14 protein-coding genes are annotated in these 24,218 nt (G+C 34.4%); 9 read left to right on the top strand and 5 right to left on the bottom strand.

Annotated features, from left to right (window positions below):
• Positions 1–42 precede the first annotated feature (42 nt).
• Entirely contained in the window at positions 43–975 is a 933-nt protein-coding gene (locus DK442_RS21335) for an SMP-30/gluconolactonase/LRE family protein (protein WP_109437947.1), read from the top strand.
• Positions 976–1,115: 140 nt separating this feature from the next.
• Positions 1,116–1,286: a hypothetical protein gene (locus DK442_RS28335; protein WP_160114284.1), complete on the top strand. Its 171-nt coding sequence runs from the start codon at positions 1,116–1,118 to the stop codon at positions 1,284–1,286.
• Between the two features lie 201 nt (positions 1,287–1,487).
• On the opposite strand, the gene DK442_RS21340 is transcribed toward DK442_RS28335, so the two are convergent.
• The 5 genes from DK442_RS21340 to DK442_RS21360 form a co-directional block, all read right to left on the bottom strand.
• A complete protein-coding gene (locus tag DK442_RS21340) occupies positions 1,488–2,678 on the bottom strand; it encodes a serine hydrolase (RefSeq protein ID WP_160114285.1) in 1,191 nt (396 codons plus the stop codon).
• An 87-nt stretch (positions 2,679–2,765) separates the two neighbouring features.
• Positions 2,766–3,608: a helix-turn-helix domain-containing protein gene (locus tag DK442_RS21345; RefSeq protein ID WP_109437963.1), complete on the bottom strand. Its 843-nt coding sequence runs from the start codon at positions 3,606–3,608 to the stop codon at positions 2,766–2,768.
• 430 nt (positions 3,609–4,038) lie between these two features.
• Entirely contained in the window at positions 4,039–4,359 is a 321-nt protein-coding gene (locus tag DK442_RS21350; protein ID WP_109437949.1) for a hypothetical protein, read from the bottom strand.
• A 227-nt stretch (positions 4,360–4,586) separates the two neighbouring features.
• On the bottom strand, positions 4,587–7,949 hold the full coding sequence (mfd, locus tag DK442_RS21355; RefSeq protein ID WP_109437950.1) for a transcription-repair coupling factor: 3,363 nt from the start codon (positions 7,947–7,949) through the stop codon (positions 4,587–4,589).
• A gap of 63 nt (positions 7,950–8,012) precedes the next feature.
• Positions 8,013–9,155 (bottom strand): aminotransferase class V-fold PLP-dependent enzyme, encoded by a 1,143-nt coding sequence (locus DK442_RS21360; RefSeq protein WP_109437951.1) that lies wholly within the window; start codon positions 9,153–9,155, stop codon positions 8,013–8,015.
• A gap of 875 nt (positions 9,156–10,030) precedes the next feature.
• On the opposite strand from DK442_RS21360, the gene DK442_RS21365 reads away from it, so the two are divergent.
• The 7 genes from DK442_RS21365 to DK442_RS21395 all read left to right on the top strand — a co-directional run bounded on the left by DK442_RS21365 (position 10,031) and on the right by DK442_RS21395 (position 23,835).
• The gene (locus DK442_RS21365) at positions 10,031–11,002 is read left to right on the top strand and encodes a tail fiber protein (RefSeq protein ID WP_109437952.1); all 972 of its coding nucleotides are present in this window, start codon (positions 10,031–10,033) and stop codon (positions 11,000–11,002) included.
• 147 nt (positions 11,003–11,149) lie between these two features.
• On the top strand, positions 11,150–11,683 hold the full coding sequence (locus tag DK442_RS21370; protein ID WP_109437953.1) for an OmpH family outer membrane protein: 534 nt from the start codon (positions 11,150–11,152) through the stop codon (positions 11,681–11,683).
• 79 nt (positions 11,684–11,762) lie between these two features.
• Positions 11,763–12,116 (top strand): four helix bundle protein, encoded by a 354-nt coding sequence (locus DK442_RS21375; RefSeq protein WP_109437954.1) that lies wholly within the window; start codon positions 11,763–11,765, stop codon positions 12,114–12,116.
• Positions 12,117–12,240: 124 nt separating this feature from the next.
• Positions 12,241–12,843, top strand: coding sequence for a hypothetical protein (locus tag DK442_RS21380; RefSeq protein ID WP_109437955.1), 603 nt, complete (start codon positions 12,241–12,243; stop codon positions 12,841–12,843).
• 290 nt (positions 12,844–13,133) lie between these two features.
• The gene (locus DK442_RS21385) at positions 13,134–18,833 is read left to right on the top strand and encodes a hypothetical protein (protein ID WP_160114286.1); all 5,700 of its coding nucleotides are present in this window, start codon (positions 13,134–13,136) and stop codon (positions 18,831–18,833) included.
• A 36-nt stretch (positions 18,834–18,869) separates the two neighbouring features.
• Positions 18,870–23,309, top strand: a complete 4,440-nt coding sequence (locus DK442_RS21390) for an RHS repeat domain-containing protein (RefSeq protein WP_160114287.1) — start codon at positions 18,870–18,872, stop codon at positions 23,307–23,309.
• Positions 23,260–23,835 (top strand): hypothetical protein, encoded by a 576-nt coding sequence (locus DK442_RS21395; protein WP_160114288.1) that lies wholly within the window; start codon positions 23,260–23,262, stop codon positions 23,833–23,835. Before DK442_RS21390 ends, DK442_RS21395 begins: the two co-directional genes overlap by 50 nt.
• Positions 23,836–24,218: the final 383 nt, after the last annotated feature.

Here is a 24,218-nt window from a genome sequence, read left to right on the forward strand (position 1 = left end):
AAGGGTCTAGATACTTTAGAGCAAAACTTAAAATCATTCATTATGAAAACATGTATTAAAAACATTAGAGTAAAAGCATTGATGCTTTTTATGGTATCCACAATATTAGTATCCTTAATTTCTTGCCACGGAGATGGATTTGATCCTGATCTCGAAGTAGAAACTGTAGTTTCTCCTTTTTCTGGTAACGATGCAGTTAGTGTTGATAAGCATGGTAACATTTATGTCTCTGAGTTTGGTCAATTTGTCGGGTCAAACGGTAATGGAACCAGGCTTTTTAAAATATCCAAAAATGGAGATGTTACAGAGCTAGCTTCAGACTTAACGGGGCCATTAGGAAATGCAGTTGATGCACAAGGTAATCTATATGTCGTTAACGGGAGTGGAGATGGAGCAGGGGATATTCTAAAAATTACTCCGGATGGTACACAAACTACGGTAGCTATTATTGAGGGTTTCCCATCAGGACTCACTTTGGATCATGATAATAATTTGTATGTATCAAATTTTGCAACTCCAACAGTCCATAAAATTACTCCAGAAGGCGAAGTAACTGTATATGCATCTGATCCAAAATTAGCAGGTGGAGTAGGTGTGGATTTTGACCGTAAAGGAAATCTAATTGTTGGAAATTTTGCTACAGCCGATATTATATCAATAGATCAGGAAGGAAATGTTTCTCTTATCACTACTATTCCTGATGTAGTGGTTAATGGCTTTGGAATTGGATATATCACTGTAGTTGGAAATTCTGTTTTTGCTACCGGGATTGGAGTAAATAAAATATTCAAAGTTTCTATGGATGGGACGACAGAAGAATTTGCGGGTACAGGAGACCCTGCACAAACTGATGGGTTACTAGAAGAAGCTTCGTTTAATGGGCCAAACGGTATTTCTTCTGATCCTTATAATAAAGCAATTTATATTTCAGAATTCGGAGGAACCGGTGGAGTGAGAAAAATTAAACTCTATTAATTTGATATCAAGGGGTTTTCCTGTATACATTCGGTCGAATTAATCAATAACACTACTTAGATTTGTGATTAACTATAAGAATTGTAATGGGTAGACCAATCTGTTATAATATTAATTATTCATCTTAAAACCATAGTGTTATGTTACAATTAATTTTAAATCAAAAAGGAGTACATGTATTATGTAAGCATCAACAAAAATCAGTTAAAGGAAAAGGAGGAAGAAATTCTCCTTGTCATTCTGGGGATGATTGTGATTTTGGTTTGGTGTGTGCAGGTTGTTATTGCAGACCAATTGGAGGGGCAGTTTGATTAAAAAGGGTAGAGGTTAATTCAATTTTAAATAAGAAGTTTAGACCACTTCTAACAGTCAGTATTTAATATTCTAAAAAAAACAGGGATGAAATTTCCCTGTTTTTTGTTTCATTTTGTATATAATTTTATGCCTATACAATGACTTTTAGAAGCGCGATGATTAGTGTAATTAATAATAAGAGTATACTTTTCATAACATTAGGATTTAGATATAAAGGGTTTTGCGATATCATAAGCATATTTAAATAAGTCTGATGAAGAACCACTTCGGTTCATAAGTAAAGAAATACTCATATTATATTCTGGGAATAAAATTAATAAAGATGTAGATCCTAACGCCGTTCCTCCATGATGAATGATTTGTGTTCCTGATAATCCTTCTATCTTGCTTTCTATGATATCATTACGCCATCCAATTGCATAATTTTGTTTATTGATTTGCCCATTTTTTAGAGCAGTAGGTTGTATAAGAGCATGCATGGTCTCTTTTCTAAGTAATGTATGGTTTAGAAATGCATTTCCTACTGTAACCAAATCTGTTGGGGATGCTAAGAATCCTCCGCCGGCCCATTTATTACTATTGTTTACTTTATAAACCTCTTTGTATTTTTTGTTTTCAATATCATAAAATTTTGATAGATGCTTTGATGGATTCATTTCCTTTTCTGCTTCAATATTTACTCCCAATGGATCAAATACAGATACTTGCATAAAATCCCGAAACTCCTTTTGTGCTGCACCTTCAATCATTGCACTCAATAAGGTATAGTTGTATGTACTATAGCTAAAATCTGTCCCTGATGGAAATAAGAGTTCATCATCATTAAAAATGCTCACACTTTCTTCTACAGTAGCATATTCTTCATTATTATAATATTCCCATATGGGGAAACAAAAACAAGTTCCATAATTACGTATTCCCGAAGTATGAGAAGCAAGTTGTTTCATTGTTACCTCAGAAAGATCAGTGTTAGCATAAGGTACAAATTGATTGACTTTAGAGTCAAAATCAAGCTTGCCATTTTGAAGTAAAACTCCTAATCCGATGGAAGTGACTGCTTTGGAGGTGCTTCCAATTCTAAATTTTGTATCCAAACTTGCTTTTGTATTATTTTCTATATCCTGGTACCCCATAACATTGGACCAAATAAGTTTGTTGTTTTTACCTACTGCCACAGAAAAAGCAGGTGTTTTAAGATTGTTGAATATATCTCTGAAAAGACTATCAGCTTTTTTTGAAATTGAATCCTGATGGACTTTAAGTGGTTCTAGAGTATTCGTATTAGGCAGTTGAGACCATCCCGTAGTATAAACTGCTATTGGTTGAAACAGGTAAAAACTTAGAGGAAGTAGTATAACCAAAGCTGAAATTATAAGTGTCTTTTTCATTTTATTAAATTTAAAATTGGATATAAGATGTACTGTCATTGAAAAAATATTCAATGATTTTGAGAGGTATTAAAAAAGGTTATGTGTTTAATCGAGTTGGGTTTCCATTTGCTTTGCTTTAAGCATTTGAGAAATTTTGTAGAGTAAAATGACTTCTAGAATAATAGTAGGGGTCAACATAATATATCCCAAAAAACCTAGCACAACAGTAGCCATACATCCATATGTAATAATCTCAAAAATCCCGGTAACCTTGGCCGATGTTCCTAAGGCATTTTGAAGGCGAATTACCGATATTCCTAACAAGACTCCAATAATACCATATGTAACTCCTTGTGCACCCAAGAGTATTACAAAATCAAATTCACCAAAATGTAAGGAGAGAATATCGTAGGTGTAAAAAACAATCCCCATCAGGATGAATATGAAAGAGGTAATTTTTAATAAATAATTTTTAAAAATTTTACCAGAAAGGACAAAACCTCTCATAAAAAGAATGATTGAAGTTAGGACTACAAGTTTTAAAATGCTATAAGCCGTAGTGTTGAGAATCATATTGTCCTGAAAATACCTTAGATAATCTACTACAAATTCTCCAAAACCAAGAATAAAATACACAATACCACTTATCCAGGATATTGATAATTGTCGTGTTAAAAAACTAGCTTCTTTACTATCGTCAACTTCAAGCAAAAATAATTTTTTAAATTCTTTGGTAACATTAGAATCTACAGTCTGGATTTTCTCTAAGTCATAATCCAAAGCAGATAATATGGTTTTTATAGTATAGCTCCTTGGTGTTACTTCTCCCGCCTCAATACGTTGTATAGTACGAACACTAATATTACATTGTTCTACGAGTTCTTCTTGTGTGAGTCCTTTTGATTTTCTTAGTTCAGATATTTTTATACCTAATGCTGGTTGATTCATGATTTTTAAGTTTTTAGTTACATTCTTGTGATCACTAGAACTTGATTTCATTTTCTTCAGCAATATTAAATTATAACATTAGGTTCTCAAATATTTTGGCTTGTCTTTCACCCGACATTCACCCGCCAATCTAGATATAGCAAACCTTTTCAAGGGTTTTAAAAATATCTTTAGAATGCGAAATATATGAATTATTCTATTGAATGTGTTATGATTTTTTCTAGAAATTACTTTTTGTAGATCATGTATTTGTATTTTTTAACCCGTAATAGATTTTCTAATACATGAATCGGGTTTAACTCTTTTAAGGTTAAATATAGTTGTAGCTATGCAAGTAGTAATTCTTATATATTTTGGGTAAGTATATTGATTATTGGAGGTGTATAAATTATGAATTGATTTTGCATATAGATAGAATATTTAAGAAATACTAAGCTACTCTTACTTCTAATGTTCTTAAATAACTTTTAACTTCAATGTACATTGCTTCTTTACTGTACACATCATCAATGTTGTTATAGCAATGATAACCAAAAGAATAATTCATAGAAAACTCTTCTATATCTATTAATTCTGGATTGTTTTTGTAGTTTTCTATTTCTTCGGTAAACCTCCTTTTTAGATTTGAATAATTTATTGCATACAATTTATTCGTGTTAAAATCATCTATCAATTGACCAACTCGATTATTTATCTTTTGTATCTGTTTCCAGGGATCTTTTAAAAAACTAAATTCTTCTCTTGCGCTCATAATCGATGTTGGTTTATTATTATAATTAGGGTGAAATTAAAAATATATACCTCGTTAAAATGTATTTGTCGACAAAACAAGCTAAAACTATCGTTAAAGTGTTGTTTTTTGTCGATAAATGGTTTTTTTTGTAAATGAGAACAAAAATTATACCCTGAATATTCTGGAGTGAAAACAGGTCTTTCTGCGAAAAAACATTGGATTAATATATGGGATACTGATTTTACCTAAGGTTTTACTTCGCTGATTACTGGTTGGATGGGTTGTAGTGCTTTTAATGCTTTATCAACAGAATTAATATTTTCAAAAGTTAATAATAAACGTAATCCGTTTCTGGTATTCTTTTCTTTCATCTTACACACTCCGGGATTCTGTTGTACAAATTGTAATACAAAGGTAAATGCAGGACTTTGATAAAATCCAGATTGTTGATCGCTTATGAAATAACCAATGAGTTTATTTTGTTTCATGATGATTTTTTCAATTCCGATGGCTGTAGCAATCCACTTAATTCGAACAGAATTTAGTAAATCCACTGCTTGATCTGGTAGTTCACCAAAACGATCTACTAATCGTTTTTCATATAACTGTAATTCTTCTTCGTTTTTAATCGAATTGAGTTCGGTATATAGATTTAATCGTTCGGTAATATTATTAATATAATCATCAGGAAATAGTAATTCAAAATCGGTATCGATTTGCGTGTCTTTTAAGAATACCTTATCCTTGGCTTGATCCTGGTAGAGTTCTTTAAATTCATTTTCTTTTAACTCTTCAATGGCTTCATTCAATATTTTTTGATAGGTTTCAAAACCAATTTCATTAATAAAGCCACTTTGTTCTCCACCCAATAAATCTCCTGCTCCTCTGATTTCGAGATCTTTCATAGCAATATTAAAACCACTACCTAGCTCAGAGAATTGCTCTAGTGCAGTTATTCGTTTACGGGCATCTTCTGTCATCGCAGAATATGGCGGAGTAATAAAATAACAAAATGCTTTTTTATTACTTCGGCCTACACGACCTCGCATCTGGTGTAAATCAGAAAGTCCAAAATTATTGGCATTATTGATAAAAATAGTATTTGCATTAGGAACATCCAATCCACTTTCTATGATTGTTGTAGAGACCAGTACATCAAATTCTCCATTCATAAAAGAAAGCATAAGGTTCTCCAGCTTTTTACCATCCATTTGTCCATGTCCGATAGCCACTTTTGCATCGGGGACTAATCGTTGCACCATTCCTACTACTTCTTTGATGTTTTCGATTCTATTATGAATAAAGAAGACCTGACCTCCACGTTGTATTTCATAGCTTACCGCATCACGAATAGTTTCTTCGGTAAATCGTATGACATTGGTTTCAATTGGATATCGATTTGGTGGTGGAGTAGTGATGGTAGATAGATCTCGAGCAGCCATCAAACTAAATTGTAATGTTCTGGGAATTGGCGTGGCGGTTAATGTTAATGTATCTACATTTTCTTTGATGGTTTTGAGTTTATCTTTTACTGATACTCCAAATTTTTGTTCTTCATCGATGACAAGTAATCCCAGGTCTTTAAACTGTACCGCTTTATTAACCAACTGATGTGTTCCAATGATAATATCTACTTTTCCGGCAGCGAGATCTTCAAGGGTTTCTCTTTTTTGTTTTGCTGTACGGAAACGATTTATATATTCTACCGTTACCGGAAAATCCTTTAATCGCTCACGAAATGTTTTAGCGTGTTGAAAAGCTAAAATAGTAGTAGGTACAAGGATAGCAACTTGTTTTCCGTTATCAACAGCTTTAAAAGCTGCACGTATAGCAACTTCCGTTTTACCAAAACCAACATCACCACAGATCAAACGATCCATTGGGCGCTCACTTTCCATGTCTTCTTTTACTGCGGCTGTAGCGGTACTTTGATCAGGAGTGTCTTCATAAATAAAAGAAGCTTCTAGCTCATGTTGTAAGTAGCTATCTGGATTATACTGAAATCCTTTTTGTAACTTTCGTTTGGCGTATAACTGGATTAGATTAAAAGCAATATGTTTTACACGTGCTTTGGTCTTTTGTTTTAGTGTTTTCCAGGCTTTAGAGCCCAGTTTGTAAATCTGCGGAGGCTTTCCGTCTTTACCATTGTATTTTGAAATCTTATGAAGAGAATGGATACTTAAATATAATACATCCCTTTCTCCATAAATCAATTTGATAGCTTCCTGTTTTTTGCCTTCTACTTCTATTTTTTGTAATCCACCAAATTTACCAATCCCATGATCGATATGAGTGACATAATCGCCCACTTCTAGATTAGTAAGCTCTTTTAAGGTAATCGCTTGTTTTTTGGCATATCCATTTTTAAGGTTGAATTTATGGTATCGCTCAAAGATTTGATGATCGGTATAACATGCGATATTGTTGTTGTGATCTATAAACCCTTGAAAAGCCGAAAAAACAATAGTTTCATATTGCTTTACATCAAGATCGGCATCGTCAAAAATATCATGAAAACGTTTTGCCTGTTGCTCGCTGACACAAAAAATATAATTCTTAAACCCTGCTTCATGATTTTCATTTAAATTCTGGATAAGAAGATCAAACTGTTTATTGAATGAAGGTTGAGGTTTTATGTCAAACTTTATAGAATAATCGGCTTTGGTTAATGGTCGATTTCCGATCTCAACCAAAGTAAAATTAAGCAGTTGTTTTTTTAATGTTTCAGAATTGGTAAAAAGCTCCTCTGGAGTAGCGTGTTTAATTTCCTTAGAAAGCGTCTTGAAAGCTTCTTCTGCTTTTTCAAAGTTTTTATCAATTCTGGCAGAAAACAGATCAATGTCTTTTGTGAAAATCACAGTCTTAGAAGCAATATATTTTAAGAAACTTTCACGGGTTTCCTGAAGCGCTTTATTCTCTACATTAGGAATGATTGTAATTTTGTTAATCTGATCTGTAGACAATTGTGTTTCTACATCAAACGTTCTGATACTATCAACTTCATCACCAAAAAACTCAATTCGGTAAGGTTCATCATTACTAAACGAAAATACATCTACAATCCCACCACGAACAGAAAACTCACCAGGTTCGGTTACAAAATCTACTCTTTTAAATTGATATTCGAACAGTACTTCATTTACAAAATCCAGAGATAATGTATCATTAATGCTAATCTTTAAGGTGTTTTTCTCTAGTTCTTTTCGGGTTACTACTTTTTCGAATAGTGCATCTGGATATGTAATGATTAATGCTGGTTTCTTACGAGAATTGATACGATTAAGGACTTCGGCTCTTAATAGTACATTTGCATTATCGGTTTCTTCTATTTGATAGGGCCTACGATAACTACCAGGGTAGAAAAGCACATTTTTATCGCCCAGTAATTGCTCTAGATCATTTAGATAATAAGCAGCTTCTTCCTTATCGTTAAAAATACATAGAAAAGGCTTTTCGGCTTGTTTAAAACTATGTTCAATGATAAAAGATAATGATGATCCAATACTTCCTTGCAGATGTACTTTTGTTTCAGACTGGGCAATAGCTTTCCCTAGTTTCTGTAATTGCAGAGACTGTGAAAAAGTTTGCGAGATTAAAGTTGCACTCACGTAGCAGATTTTGAAACAAATATAAGTGCTATATCAATGTCTAACAAAGAGATCATAAATTTCTTAATTGAATTGATGGATTAACCGATCAAAATCTGCTGTGTCATTATATACATTTGGAGAAACACGCATGGCATTACCTCTGAATGAGACAATAATATTTTCTTGCTTTAATTTTGCGTTCAGTTTTTCAACATCCATATGTTCAGGGAAATAAATTCCGAAGAGATGATGAGCCCTATGAAGATCATCTTCGATAAAGCATCCTAGATCTCTAAGCTTTTGTATTGCAGATGCAGATATTGTTTTGCAATATTCTTGTATAGCAGCCGGTGACCATTCTATTAATTGTTCGATAGCTCGAATCAACATTGGGGTTAATACAAAATTGCTGGATTCGCCTACCGAATATCGAGCAGCTTTTTCTTGATAACGATCTTCATATTGAGTCAATTTAGAGAAATCTTCGCTATTATAACGACTCATCCAATTATGTTCGATAGGGGTTCCGTCATTAAAAGCATCACTGTAGTAGGCCATTCCGATAGAGTATGGTCCTAACATCCATTTATAACCTCCACATATTAATGCATCTGGTTGGATTTCTGCAACAGAAAAAGGTAAAGCGCCAATACTTTGTGTGCCATCAATAATTAAAGAAGCGTCAACGGTTTTGGTTTTTGCTCTTATGTTTTTTAGATCAAATAAAGTCCCATCTGCCCAATGCACATTGCACATGGCAACAACTGCTGTCTTTTCTGTAATCGCATTAAGGATATTTTGATTCCATATTGCACCACGATTTTTAAAATCTAAAGGAGGCTTGATAATCGTGATAAACGCATCGTGTTTTTGAGCAATCTCTCGCCAGATATATACATTACTGGGGAATTGTTCATCTACAAGTATAATTTCACTCCCTTTTTGAATAGTAACATTATTTGCTGCATTTGCAATACCATAAGAAACAGAAGGGATTATAGCCATGTTTTTATAGTCTGGCGCATCGACCAAAGTGGCAAAACGTTGTTTTAGAATTTCTTTTTGAGTGAAAAAATCTTCTGGTAAAATTTCATTAGGTTTTGACTTCTTAACAACAGAAGAAAGTCCAACTTCTGTTACTGATTTTAATTGAGGAGCCATGTATGCCCCATTAAGATAAGTGATGTCTTCAGAAAGATCAAAGTGATGTTTTTGATGTTGCATTCTTCTATTTTAAGTTGAAAATGGTGTAAATCAAAGATGAAGTTATTAATACTCATTGATCCCTGTAAAGGTATACATATTCAAGATATTAAAAGAATAGGGTAAAAGTTAAAACTATGCTAATTAAGTGAGACACTATTTTGAAAATTGGAAAAAACATTCAAAAAGGCAAGCCGAACTTATTTCGTTGAATATCGGTATTTGCTTTTAATACTTTTTTGCATTGATGATATAGTACAAAGATGTCAATGATTTGGTAACATTTTACGTTGCTGAGGCATATACTTCTATCGATAAAATTAAAAACGAAAAAAAATAAAAATTTTTTTCCCAGTCCCGAAAAATGAAACTGGCATGTTTTAATATTGCGATGTGAAACAAAATAAAACAATACAATGAAGATATAAAAACACTACCCAATGACTCATTCCTAATCAGGGTAGGACTATAGGTTAGGATGAGTATTGGATAAGTGATGGGGGTTACCCATCCCCTTCATTATTTCAGTGACTGACTGATTTTTTGCAATGCTTAAGTCCTCCCTTAATTAGGGTTTGGGAGGATTTTTAAAGAACGGTTATAAAGATAATCAAACTTTTATAAAAGACAGATGTTAACAGAAATTATGAAGTATTAAGATTGTAGCCATAATTTAAAACATACACTATGGTTTTATAATAAGATGTATACATTTGCGGCTTCTTTTAGGACCCCAGAATAGAAGACGTACTAAACCATCTTTATTAAGAATAACAGAATTGATAAATGAATAAAGTCGGAAGTATGAGGACAGAAGTCAGAGGGTAAAACAAATCCCAAACTTCAGACTCCGGTCATCAGTCTTCTGGCTTAATAACCAAAAAATAATTAAGATAATGAAAAACATTCTATTCAGTATCCTATTACTTATGTCGGTACTAAGTATAGCGCAAACCAATACATTTCCTGCCAGTGGTAATGTGGGAATAGGAACGACCTCGCCAACATCAAAATTACAAGTTTCTGGAGGGTCAAATAATTGGGGTCAAACGATTCCAGGATTATCAACAGGTTCAATCCATTTAGACCCAGAAAATTCAAGTGACCATTTTGGAAGTGCAATAACATTCGGAGCTTCTGATACATCTAATGGAGAAAATGCTCAAGCCGGTATTTATGTTAGAAGTGATGGTAGTTATGGGACAAAAATGTACTTTGCTACTACAGATGCATATGTTTTAGGTTCTAAAACTGCAATGATAATAGATCAGAAAGGTAATGTAGGTATCGGAACAACTACCCCCGATCTTGGATTGGATATAACGGGTGGTGATACTTGGCAAATGAAATTATCTAATGCTTCAGAAACCAAGAGAATGCTTGTGGGATGGTATGAATCTCGAAATACAATGGAAATAAGTACATGGGGAGATGGAGTATATGAAAGTGTTCCTTTAAATTTTAGACCTAAAACAGTATCATTTAATGGTAATGTAGGTGTAGGAACCAAGACTCCAGATTCCAAACTTACTGTAAAAGGTAAAATCCATGCAGAAGAAGTAAAAGTTGATTTGAGTGTTCCCGCTCCTGATTATGTGTTTACCAAAGACTACAAATTATTAACTATCGAAGAAGTACAGCAACATATTAAAGAAAATGGTCATTTACCTAACGTACCATCTGCTACCGAAATGGAAACTAATGGTGTTGAGCTAGGGCTAATGAATATGAAACTACTCGAAAAGATAGAGGAACTTACACTGTATACCATTAACCAAGAGAAAAAATTGCAGGAGCAGCAAAAAATAAACAAAGATTTAGAAACTCGATTGACAAAAATAGAAACCGTATTAATGAATAATAAATAAAGAAGTCCGAGGTCGGATGACAGAAGAATTAGTTTCTGGTATGGATCATCCGACTTCCAGCATCTGTCTTCGGTCACCCGTATCTAGCTTTTAACTTAATAAAAACTTCGGACTTCGATCATCTGACTTCGGACATAAAAACAAAAAATGAATAAACTAGCATTACCTATTGCCTTAATTGCCCTTATAGCATCTGTGGCGTCTTTCTTTTACCAACAATCTTCTTCAGAATTAGTATATGTTGATGTAAATAAACTATTAGAAGGGTATAAAAGAACAGCAATTATAAAATCAGAATTTGATGAAAAAGCCAAAACCATGAAAGCCAATGTCGATAGCTTAATTGGGAGTTGGCAAACAGAACTCAAAGCTTATGAGAAAGAGCGAAGCGATATGAGTAAAAAAGAGCTGGAGTTAAAACAAGAGTTGCTTGCAAACAAACAACAGCAGATTAATAATTATCAGCAAGCCGTACAAAAACAATTGGTAGAAGAAGATAAGAAGGTGACACAGACTGTGATTAACGATATCAATGATTTTGTAAAAGAATATGGCAAGAAAAATGGATACAAAGTAATCTTTGGAGCAACAGGAAACGGAACTATCATGTATGGAGAAGAATCTGCTGATTTAACCGAGGTAGTTCTAAAGGAACTCAATGCAGAATTTGAAGGAGAGTAAAGTCAGAAGCCTAAAGACCGATGTCGGAAGTTAAGATCCCTGACACCCGACTTCGAACATCGGACAAAAATAGAACAATATGAAATTCAAATTCGAAAAGTTGATCATTTGGCAAAAAGCAATGGATTTTGGAGAAGAATTATATAAGATAACAAAAAAGTTTCCAAAAAGAGAAATGTATAATTTGACTTCTCAAACTTCAAGAGCAGTTGATTCTATTGCTTTGAATATATCAGAAGGATCGATCGGACAAACAAATCCTGAGTTTAAAAGATTTATGGGATATGCAATCCGTTCTTTAGCAGAAGCAGTAACATGTTTTCACAAAGCCAAAAGACGAGAATATATTTCTAATGAAGAATTTGACAAACATTATAGTAAAAGTTTCGAATTAATGAATATGATGATAGCTTTTAAAAAGAAAATTAAATGATGTAAGTCAGATGACCGAAGTCCGAAGAGGCAAGCCAAAAAGATAGATAAGTCCAAAGAACTTCCAAAATAAATAACATCCGACCTCGGACTTCCGACTTCGGACAAAAAATAAAACAGATAATTTGAACAAACTAATCATAATTTTAACAGGATATGTTCTTCTAACCTCCTGCTCCACCAAAACCTTTGATTCTTCAGAGGCATTATTAGTATATATCAAAGAACCAGGTAATGAATATGTGTATACGAAAACCGTAAATGGAGTTGATTTTTCATTGCTATATAAGCCGACAGATATACTAGTACATCAGGAAATTACAGGAAAGCCTAGCGAGGGCGAAATTGATAGTTTACGAAATAAATATAAAAAGTATTTGTATTTCACTTTATCAATGTCCAAAAATAATCAGGAATTATTAAGCAACGTGGCAAAGGATAAGCAACGATTTGGAGCCATGGTTAATGAATTAGCTTTTGGGATGGAGGAAAAAGTGCATCTGTATACTCCTAAAAAAGATACGATCATAATGGCAGATTATATATATCCAAGAATGTATGGAACAAGTGGAGCAACCACAATGTTATTTGTATACCCTAGAGAAGAAAAAGTAACAAATGCAGAGTTCATGACATTTACAGTAGGAGATGTAGGGTTGTATACGGGAGAAGTAAAATTTAAAATCCCAACAAAAATTATGAATAATGAACCAAAACTGAAGTTTTGAGACGGATGCTTGAAGACCGAAGACCGAAGTCTGAAGATTGAAGATGGAAGAGAAGCGTCATCAAAAACCTCGGACACCTGACTTCGGTCATCCAACTTCCAACTTCTGACAAAAAGTAGTCACACTGAGCTTGTCGAAGTGTTGTGAAAGTGCATATATAGAAATACATCCGACTTCGGTCAATAGTCTTTAGACTTGCTACCAGCTTCGGATATAAAAATAAAACATCGGACATCAGACATCAGTCACCCGACATAAAATAAACTAGAAATATCAAAATCATTCACCTAATGAAAAAAAGCATACTATTCCTTCAAAAGAAACTAAAAGCTTTGGTCATCCGACTTCGGTCTTCCAGCTTTAGTTTTAGTGTATCTGGCTTCGGTCATCGGTCTTCCGACCCCGGACTCCCAACCTCAGACTCCCGACCTCAGACTTCGGTCATCGGTCATCGATCATCCGATACTGGACATCAAACCTCGGACTCCCAACCTCGGACCTCAATCTCTCACCGGGCAATTGCGCTATTCTTTACATTAACCTTTCTACAGACGTTAATTCCGTACAACCAGTTATGGGCTAATAATAATGGTCCTAATGCTCCAGAGGCGGCAAGTTTCGAACCTGTAGATGCTACCGATATGGTAAATCTATTAACGGGTGACTTTTCATATGTATTGCCGTTACTTAATGTACCTAGTCCAGAAGGAGGGTATCCTATTGCATTATCATATCATGCTGGTATTGCCATGGATCAGGAAGCTTCTTGGGTTGGTTTAGGGTGGAATTTAAATCCAGGAGCTATAAATAGAACAGTTAATGGTTTTCCCGATGACTATCGTATGGAGGGAATTGAAGAGTTCTTTTATGATAGAGGAGGTGTTGAATCAACATCTTCATTAAATATTAATTATAGTTCGCCAATTGGAGTCGTTTCGGTTGGGTTGGGGTTCTCATGGGGCACGAATAAATCATTAGGAGGAAATGTGAATTTGGGATTAGGTGTCGCAGGTTTAGGAGGGAACTTAAACATAGGAAATAGAGGGACTTCTGTCGGTTTGGGTTATGTTTCTGGAGGGATGTCTTTTGGGTTGTCAGCAACTAATTCGGGAAATGCTAGGACTAATTCAAGTTATGCAGCAGATAATAGTACAGGTATTTCAATAGGTAGTAATAGTGGTGTCGGACTTTCTCCAGAATCCGCCAAAAACAATAATTTAGGGTTAAATTTTAACCTTAGTAATAGTGGAGTAGGTATTGTGGGCTCTAACGGTAGTTATAGCAAGACAACAAATGCAGGAACAAACTCCAGTGTAGGGATTGAAAACTCTATTAGTTCAGACGATTACACAGTTTATACATCTGGGAATAATGCTAATATTGGAATAGCAAGCCCTATTGGAGTCTTTTCTGTAGGTTTTGGTAAACAAAAAATAAAATGGGACCTTAATAAAAATGAAATAGACTATGTTAATGGTCCTTTATATTTTCATAAGCCCTTAGAGAATGTTTATAGAGTGCGATGTGGTTTTTCTGATAGTACTCTTTCTTATGATATAAAAGAATATCCTCCTGTATTTTCACAACAAGAAGCTCAGAATTTATTATTATTTGCTGAACAAGATTTTTGTGCAGGAAAGAATAATCCAGAGATAAATCAAAGATGTTCATGTGAAATTGTGGAAGGAGTAAAATACTTTATGGATGTTAATGAATTTCCATTAGATAATTATCATTATACAGATTTGAACAAAAATAATATTGTTTTACCTAATATCGATGGATATAATGTACAAGCACAAGGAATTTCAGGTAATTTAGATCTTCGTTATTATGAAAATGGAAGTTTGTTTAGTTTAGAAAAGGACCATCCATTGTACAGGAGATATGATATTATAGATGGTGTTTCTCAGGTAAGTGGAGATACTAGATTTACATTTGAAAGCGCTCCTTCTTTTTATTTTAAAAATGAATTTGCTTCATATTTAGGAACTCCTAAAGCTTCTTTTAATTTTAATACTACAAATACTGATCTACTATCTTTTCACCAATCATCAGAAGCTAATGGACTTGGTAGAAGAATGACAGGAAATTATGTTACTCATTATACAAATGAGGAATTAAAAAACAACATAAATATAGCACTTCAAAAGGGGTATATGTACTCTAGAAATCAATATCAAATTTCTCAGCATCAAGATGAAGCTATTGCTGCTTTTACTGTTGTAAGTACTGACGGTAAAAGATATCATTATTCATTACCAGTATACAATTATGTAACAGCTACTAGAACAACTGGAACGGTAAAAAATAAAGAGGAAAAAGATGCATATTTTGAAAAATTACAGGAAACGCCATATGCTACGCATTGGTTATTAACTGCTGTAACGGGACCAGATTATATTGATATGAATTCAAATGGCAAAGTTGATAATTCAGATTATGGATATTGGGTAGAATTTGATTATGGTAAATGGTCTGAGGCTTATGCCTGGAAAGTGCCCTATGGTAAAGACTATATTGAGTCTGATGATGAAGAAGGTGTAAAGACACGAATTGAAGGATATAAGGATGTTTATTATCTGGATCAAATAAAAACCAGAACTCATACAGCTGTTTTTAGTAAGTCATTACGCTATGATGCAGTCGGGCATGAATTTAAATACAATTCTGTAGATTGGAATAATGCTGCAAGTGCATTTACAGAACGGTTTAAAATACCTTCTCAACAATTGTTGAAATTAGATCGTATAATATTGCTTAAAAACGCAGATGCTATAACCTTAAGTAAAGGTAATGAAAATGAAGGATCCGTTGTTTCTACTATGTTTCCTAGCCCTAATAGTGTTATGAAAAGCCATAGCTATAATTTATGGGGTAATGTTTTTAACACTAGCGACATATCAAATGAGGTACTGGACAAAGCGGTTAAAGTGATAGATTTAGACTATAGAAACTCAGTGACATCATTAGTTCAGGGCACACCTAATACAGTGCTTAATGGAAGGTTAACATTAAATGATGTATCCTTCAAAGGGAAAAGGAATAAAGGGTGTATTCCTCCATATAGATTTGATTATTACAATCAAACCACATTTGACTTAGAAAATAAAAATGATTGGGGATATGTAGATACTGTTCCTTGGGATTGGTCATTAAAAAGTATTACCACTCCAGAAGGAGGGACGATTGATGTGACATACGAATCTGATGATTTTCATCAACCTGCATTACAATTAGGAAGATTATTTTCTAGAGAGTTGAATTTTAGTTTTTTAACAGTTCCATCAGCAGGAAACAATCCTATAGATTCACCTAAAGAAAAAATACGAATACAGGTAGGAATAGATTCAAACGATTCTATGGCAGAAGGGCTTAGGTTATCTGATTATTTTGACCCCAGTAGAAAAATGTTTGTAGATATGTGGTTCTCTGGAGTAAGAAATTATCCTGGGCAGGGATATAGTAGATTCACTATTGATATTAATGAACAATATGCAGATATAGTAGAATGGAATCCGGCAAGTAATTATATGATTATAGAAGTACTAGCTTCTAGTCCATATCGAAATGAAGATTTTCGAACGGCAGTAAATCCAGTTTCAGCAATAAATGCAAATGGAGGTTATGGCGAGAATGAAAAGAAACCAAGATATGAGTTGGTTTGGAGAGCAGATGGAGATGGTAATGCATATTCCTTAGTTTTTAAGGTAATTGGGAATAAAGATGTTTTTGATCAAAAAGAAGGAGATATTAGAGTTAAAAAGCTTAGTGTTGGAGATGGTTTAACTAATTACGCAACACAATATTTTTATAATCAAGAAGGATATAATCAAGACCCTGAGAATTCGTCATATAGATCTTCAGGAATTGTATCTTTTATTCCTAATGATAATAATGTTCCTATTCCTTATGCTTCAGAATTACCAGCCCCAAAAGTAACATATGAAAAGGTTAGTGTGGTAAATTCCGACAATAACAATAGGCAGATAGGTAAATCAGAATATACATTTAATGTACTGAAAGGGAAAGATGCAGATGCGATACGTTTTGGTGATTTGTATGAAATAGTTGTTGAGGAAAGAGAACAGGAAAATGCATTTATAGACGGTGCGTATGGATATAATATATTAGCCTTGTCAAATTTGAGAGAGACTACGATACACGATAATTTGAGTGCAATAGGTCAATTAAAGGAATTGAAAATTTATAATGAAGTTGATCAATTGATATCAATATCTCAAAGTGAATATTTTGATAAAAATAATCGACCTAACAATCAAGGTATAGAACAAGTATCTTTTCAATCGTATAGAGAAACTATTAATATTGATAATTATTTTGAACGTAATAATAGAATATGGACTAATTATGATTTCAATTGGTTAATAGGAGGAAGTACCAAAATCACATATGCTCCAGCGCTAAAAAGACAAGTTAATGTCACTAACAATATAAAAGAAGAAGTAAGTTATGATAATTTTGATCCTGTTTCTGGGAAAGTTATAGAGACATCAAGAGTATTAAGTGACCAAACAGAAATAAAGTCAGTAGTAATTCCTGCATATAAGCAGTATAGCCAAATGGGAAGCAAAGTTGATGACCTTGCAAACAAAAATATGCTTGCTCAGACCACTGGAAGTCTTACCCAAATTAAGGTGGGGTCTGTATGGAAAACTGTAGGAGCAGGAATTGAGACCTGGAATAAAGATTGGACCTACCACAATCAGGATGGAACCACCCATACACCAACAAGTGATGCAGAAAAAATCTGGCGTAAGCATGAGAGTTATATTTGGAAAGGCGATATAGATGCCGATGGTGCTTATGTAGGGTATACTGGAGAATTTGATGGGTTCCAATGGAACGGTACGCAAACTAATCCAAAATGGATGAAGACATCAACGACAAATTTATATGACCATTATTCGATGCCATTAGAATCATCAGATATTAATGGAAATAGTGTGGCTACCAAAATGGGGGATGATGATACCAAAGTAATCGCAGTAGCCAATGCAAAATATACAGAGATGTTCTATAGCGGAGCAGAATATACTGTTGCAGGAAGTGCTACTGATTTTGATGGTGAAGTAAAAACTTCTGGTAGCGCAATCGAAGTTGCAGATGCTCATACGGGTACACATATAGTAAGAGTAAATGGAGGAGCAGGTTTCGAAGTAACCTTACCAGCAGATCCAGATCGAGTAGGTGAAAAATCAAAATTTAAAATGTCAGTTTGGGTACGTAAAGGACAAGAAAGTAATGTAAGTATGCGTGTTCAAGGCACAAATACTCCTTTTAATACTAATGAAAGTGTAACTGCTGGTAATTGGACCTTACTAAATGGATATATAGATATCCCTACAAGTCAGACTATCGTAAGCGTACAATCTTCTGGTGCAACTGATATGGATGATTTTAGATTGCATCCGGTTTCGTCTAACATGACTAGTTATGTATATAATGAATGGGATGAACTAAGTTATATCCTTGGAGCAAATAATCTAGCTACACAATATGAATATGATGATACAGGAAGGTTGATTAGAACACTTTCTGAAACGGTGGATGCTACTGGAATAGTAGGAGGTCTAAAACCAACTCAGGAAACAGAATATCATTATAAAAATATTGGTTGTACAACAGATGGTAATGAAATAGAACCGCCTCTTAACTTAAGTCTAGGAATACAAATTAATGGATTAACAGCTACAATAACTGCTCAGCCTTATAATGGTAGTGGTAATTATTCCTATCGATGGGCAGTGGGTAATCCCGGTGAATCAAATTCAAATTTGATGTTTGGTCCTTGGGGAAATTCCACTACAATAAATGTAGTTGATGAACTATGTAATCGAGTCTACTTTATTGCCGAAGTGAGAGATAATGTAACCAATCAGAATAAATCGATACAGACTTTTTATTTAGGGTACTGTAATACGGGTGGTGGAGAAGGAGGAGATGGTAATACAGGAATCCAATACTAATCAAGCTATTAATTTATATTTTAAATGAATGATATAATGAAAAAATTTATAATATTTTGTTTTGTTTTTGGTAGCGTTTTGTTTTCCAAAATGTATGGACAAGAAGATCCGATAAATTGTCAATATCCTTTCGAAGTAACCTTATATTTGGATAATGATAAGGATGGTAAGGGTGATCCTGCTACAGTTTTTACCGAAATCATATGTACCTATGTAGCACGACCCGGTGTTGTAACTCAAGCTGGAGATTGTAACGATAATGATGAAACTATACAAACCCCTGTCACTTGGTACCGTGATCAAGACGGGGATACCTATGGTTCTTATACGGTTACTACAACAAGTTGTACCCAACCTTCAGGATATATAAGAAGGAGTGGAGATTGTGATGATACTAATGTGAATATATTTAATGAAAGGACCTGGTTTATTGATGAGGATAATGATGGAAAAGGAAAACGAGGTAACAACGGAGTGAAAAGTTGCTATAAGCCTGCAGGGAATTATGTGCTCAATAATGATGATTGTAATGATAATGATGCTTCTAATTGGCAAAATTCGAATTGGTATGTAGATGCTGATGGCGATGGATATGGAGAAGGTAGTGTTGTAGTGAGCCCTAATTGTGAACCTCCAACTGATGGTAATACTTATGTGTCTAATAATGGTGACACATGCCCTGGAGTATTTGGTATGGAAAATGGTTGTCCATCAGGAGAGAGCGATGTCGATGAACCCTGGAATACCATAAAAGTTACAACATATGATATCAACGGAAAAGAAGTAGCAAAGAGCAAATCATATTTTGATGCGTTAGGCAAGGGAGTACAGTCACAAAGTAAAGATGTTAAAACTGGTAAAACCTGGGCATCACAAACGCTGTATGATAGTCAAGGGAGACCTGCACTACAAACACTAAGTGCCCCAACTAATAGTAATATTGGGCTGGATTTTTTCTATAGAGAAAATTTTATCCAAAAATCGAATGGTAATACACTAACCACAGCAGATTTTGAAAACAATCCCGAGAATCCCACTGTCGTAGGAACTCAAGACAATACTTTAGGTTGGTATTACAGTACTAATAATACAACAGAACCCTATCAGGATATTACAGATCGCCCATATTCTCGTACCATCTATAGTGATCTTAATCCAGGAGCTGCTTTGAAAACAATCGGCGGTAATAAAATCGATAATGAGTGGAAGAATGGATATGTCTTTTCTATGCCCGCCGGCCAAGAATTGTCAAAAGCCATAGCTTTTGGAGATTCTAAATACGATACGTATAAAGTGATCAAAACGATTGCTCGTGATGTACATGGGGTAGAGAATGTCGTGTTTACCGATACAGATGGAAGGACTTTGGCCGCTGCGCGTAGTGATAATGAAAGCGGAAATACAACATTGAGACCATCTACTGTGCAAATCAGTACACAAGGATTTGTAGATGTACATATCCCAACAGGAAGTACAGGGATACAAATAAACAATACCGCCGGAGTTGCTATCGATGTTTATAACCTGATTACAGAACAAATTATAAGTACGGCATCAGCAAGTTTACCTAATGGTTTTTATCGTGTCGCAATTCGTGATATAACTAGTTATACACCTAATACAGTTTCTGTGACGTATAACGAAAACTATTATGATTATAGCCTTAATGAATATGATAAGACAGGACGTTTATTATCATCTTATCAACCTTTAAATAAGCTAAAAAGCGAATACCAATATAACGCTTTAGGGCAATTAGAAACCACTACCAGCCCAGATGAAGGAGAGGCCAAATTCAAATATCGTCAGGATGGGCAAATTCGATTTTCGCAAAATAGCAAACAGCTCGCAGCAGGAGAGTTCTCCTATACGAATTATGACCAACGAGGACGTCCTGTAGAAAGTGGAGTGCTTGTAAATACTAATTTTGCAACCAGTGATCCAGATGGTGATTTACCTTCTGGAACTACTAAAGAACAACATGTTACACAATATGACCACCATGATAATACAGGATTAGCAGCAGCCTTTGGCAGTGATACGAGGCAAAGTAATTATGCCCAACAATCTTTTGTAGCAGGTAATGTGGCTAAAACTTATACATTAAATCCTGAAACGACCACCACTTGGTATAGCTACGATATCTATGGAAGGGTACAATGGATCATACAGCAAATTAATGGGCTATCCGGGGTAAAAACCATAGACTATGTATATGATCCCATTACAAGCCAGGTGACCAAAGTGTACTATCAAAAAGGAATAGCTGCAGAACAATTTATCCATAAATATACTTACGATGCAGACGATTATAGCTTAACTAAAGTAGAGACGTCTACCAATGATACAAGTTTTACCGAGCATGCATCTTACGAATATTATGAAACCGGAGGATTAAAACGAACAAATATTGCCCAGGGATTACAAGGGATAGATTATGTATATAATTTACAAGGAGCGCTAAAAAGTATCAACCACCCCAGTTTAGCAGGTACAAAAGATCCGGGAGGAGATGGTAATGATTTATTTGGGATGATCATCGATTATCATAACCAGGATTATCAACGCCCGTTGGATCATATAAAGAGCCCAAACTATGGGGTGAACCAATACAACGGAAATATCAAAGGAATCCGATGGAATTCTGATTATAACCCTATCCCAGATAAAGAACATACCTATAGTTATCAGTATGATCGCAACAATTGGTTAAAAAGAGCTGATTATGGTCATTATAATACTACGCGTAGTGTGGAGTATGTGGGTGGCGGTACTGCGGCCCAGGATAATATTACCACGACAGAGATTGTTAATGCTGGAAGTACAAAAAACCTATTGGCTAATGTAGCCATCACAATAGAACCAGGATTTCATGCAAAAGCTGGGAGTAGCTTTTCTGCAAAAATTGATGGTACAGAAGTAATTGTCGAAGCAGGTGAAATTGCAATAAATATCAATGGTGATTATAAGGTAGATGGTATCACTTATGATGCTAATGGTAATATCCAGTCCCTTAATCGTAATAAGCAAACAGAGGGCAGGAGTAATGTGATGGATCAATTGTCCTATACCTATAAAACCGATAAGCCTAATCAGTTATTACGAGTGGATGATGCAGTAACAAGTGCCACCAATGCAGATGACATCAAAGACCAGGATGGGGATAACTATGTGTATAATAGTATTGGCCAATTGGTACAGAATACTTCTGAAAATATTACCTATATTTACAATGCGAGTGGTTTGGTGACCGAGGTACAAAAAGATAACCAACCACTGGTCAAGTTCTTTTACAATGACAAGGGACATAGGGTACGTAAAGAATCCTATAATCCGAGCAATGGAAATCTAAGCTATACCGAGCATTATGTTAGAGATGCAGCAGGTACAGCCATGGCGATTTACCGCGATGGACAAGTGATAGAAAATACCATTTATGGAGCAAGTCGATTAGGGGTTAGAAAACCAGACGGCACACATCTGTATCAATTAACTGATCATTTGGGTAATGTAAGAGCAGTAGTAGGCAGAAATCCGCAAGGACAAGCGATGGCAATGAATAGTGCAACCGATTACTATCCTTTTGGGATGCCAATGCCCAACCGTACCCTGAGCGGAGCCGAAGGGTACAGATACGCCTACCAGGGACAAGAAAAAGATCCTGAAACTGGAAAGGAAGCGTTTGAACTTAGATTGTGGGATGCAAGGATTGGACGGTGGTTGACTACTGATCCTTATGGTGAGTTCTCTTCTCCATATCTAGGAATGGGAAATAATCCAATAAGACTTATTGATCCTGATGGAGGTAGTACAGATGATATTTACGCTTTAGGTGAAGATGGAAGTATTGAACTAGTGCTTAGAACAGATGACAATTATGATATACTAATTTCAGAACATAATGGATCTAGTATTGAACTGAGAAAAGGGATTTTAGATAATTCTTCGTCATTTTTATGGCCTAAATTTGATAGATTTGGTAAGCGAAAAGGTTTAGAAACTGGAACTAGATATTTTCTATATGATAATTGGGATAATCCAAAGGCATTCTTTGAATTTGTAAGCGATAATACCTATGTAGAATGGGCACATATTAGTACTAATTCTGGAGCACATTATATAGGAACTTCAAATCATTACTCAGGAACTTTTCATAATTTACAAATTGTTAACAATTCATATATCACTTTTAATAAATTTAATGATTGGAGAGAAAGTAATCATAGCCACCCTGATAATAATTGGGGGAAAGCTCATGATTTAGGGTTAGGTTTTGAAAATGCAAACCCTTCAGGATTTGACCCCGTGACTTTTAATCCAAATAATAATCCAGGTGATAGGGCACAAGCACATGCATTCAATACTGTTTATGGTATTAATGCTAAATATCATGTATATGACGTGGAAAATGAAAAATATATTCTTTATGATAATCAAAAAGTTCATAGCGTATTTCATAGTAGTAAGAAGAATTGATATGTTTTTTTTGTTGGTTTCTTTAACTCTCTTTAGTTGTTCTATTACCAAAGGAATTAGTCAATTGAAATCAACCCATATTATTAAAGAAAAAATTCTTTTTGACGTTATAGAAGATGCTAAAGTAAAAAACCATATTTCAGGTGATAGTTTAAATAATATGATTATATCTGTTGTTTGTCAGAATAAAAATGAGGTTAAAATAAATATATTACCCTTAAGCTCGTTAACAGATACTTATAACAATGACTTTGTTGGCTACTCTTTTTATAAAGACGGGATGATTGTTTTTTGGGGGGATAAGACAAATAATTGGATTGAACCAATAAAAAAAAGTAAAAAAAGAAAACTTTTTACCTCTAAAAAAATAAAGAAGAATGAAATTTATATACCAACTTTTGCTACTGGAGTAGAACACTATTTTTATACCTATACAGTATATAATAAGAAATTTAAATTAACAAAAGTAAATAATTCAACACCCGATTTAATGATAAGTAAAATGTTATTGAATTATTATAAATGACAAGACATGGGAAGCTATTTTAGGACGAGACAGAGGCACAAGCACAAGTTGCCCCTGCTCTCCGAAGAGTGATTAAATAAAAACGAAACGCTGCGTGAATGTCTCCCGACTTCCCCAGCTAGCGCTCGTCTATGACGGGTGCCATCAAAGCCAGGCAAGTTAAGATATGATAAAGTAGACAAAACAAAGCTATGGTATGATTAGTATCATAGCTTTTGTATTTTTATAATGTTTGACAAAGGCACAAGTTACAAACCATAAGTGTTCGAAACCTTAAAATTATGTAATTTAGGGAGAAACTATGAAGGTTTCAGAAGTTTTAAATTATATTCCAAAGGATGAATTAGAAAAATTATCATTGGACTATAAAGTGGATTATCAAA

Origin of the sequence: Aquimarina sp. AU119 (assembly GCF_900312735.1) — a bacterium.
Classification (GTDB): Bacteria; Bacteroidota; Bacteroidia; order Flavobacteriales; family Flavobacteriaceae; genus Aquimarina; species Aquimarina algiphila.

Excerpts from the sequence above, each read along its gene's own strand:
- DK442_RS21335 (WP_109437947.1), top strand. The coding sequence starts at position 43 with ATGAAAACATGTATTAAAAACATTAGAGTAAAAGCATTGATGCTTTTT.
- DK442_RS28335 (WP_160114284.1), top strand. The coding sequence starts at position 1,116 with ATGTTACAATTAATTTTAAATCAAAAAGGAGTACATGTATTATGTAAG.
- DK442_RS21340 (WP_160114285.1), bottom strand. The coding sequence starts at position 2,678 with ATGAAAAAGACACTTATAATTTCAGCTTTGGTTATACTACTTCCTCTA.
- DK442_RS21345 (WP_109437963.1), bottom strand. The coding sequence starts at position 3,608 with ATGAATCAACCAGCATTAGGTATAAAAATATCTGAACTAAGAAAATCA.
- DK442_RS21350 (WP_109437949.1), bottom strand. The coding sequence starts at position 4,359 with ATGAGCGCAAGAGAAGAATTTAGTTTTTTAAAAGATCCCTGGAAACAG.
- DK442_RS21360 (WP_109437951.1), bottom strand. The coding sequence starts at position 9,155 with ATGCAACATCAAAAACATCACTTTGATCTTTCTGAAGACATCACTTAT.
- DK442_RS21365 (WP_109437952.1), top strand. The coding sequence starts at position 10,031 with ATGAAAAACATTCTATTCAGTATCCTATTACTTATGTCGGTACTAAGT.
- DK442_RS21370 (WP_109437953.1), top strand. The coding sequence starts at position 11,150 with ATGAATAAACTAGCATTACCTATTGCCTTAATTGCCCTTATAGCATCT.
- DK442_RS21375 (WP_109437954.1), top strand. The coding sequence starts at position 11,763 with ATGAAATTCAAATTCGAAAAGTTGATCATTTGGCAAAAAGCAATGGAT.
- DK442_RS21385 (WP_160114286.1), top strand. The coding sequence starts at position 13,134 with ATGAAAAAAAGCATACTATTCCTTCAAAAGAAACTAAAAGCTTTGGTC.
- DK442_RS21390 (WP_160114287.1), top strand. The coding sequence starts at position 18,870 with ATGAAAAAATTTATAATATTTTGTTTTGTTTTTGGTAGCGTTTTGTTT.
- DK442_RS21395 (WP_160114288.1), top strand. The coding sequence starts at position 23,260 with ATGATAATCAAAAAGTTCATAGCGTATTTCATAGTAGTAAGAAGAATT.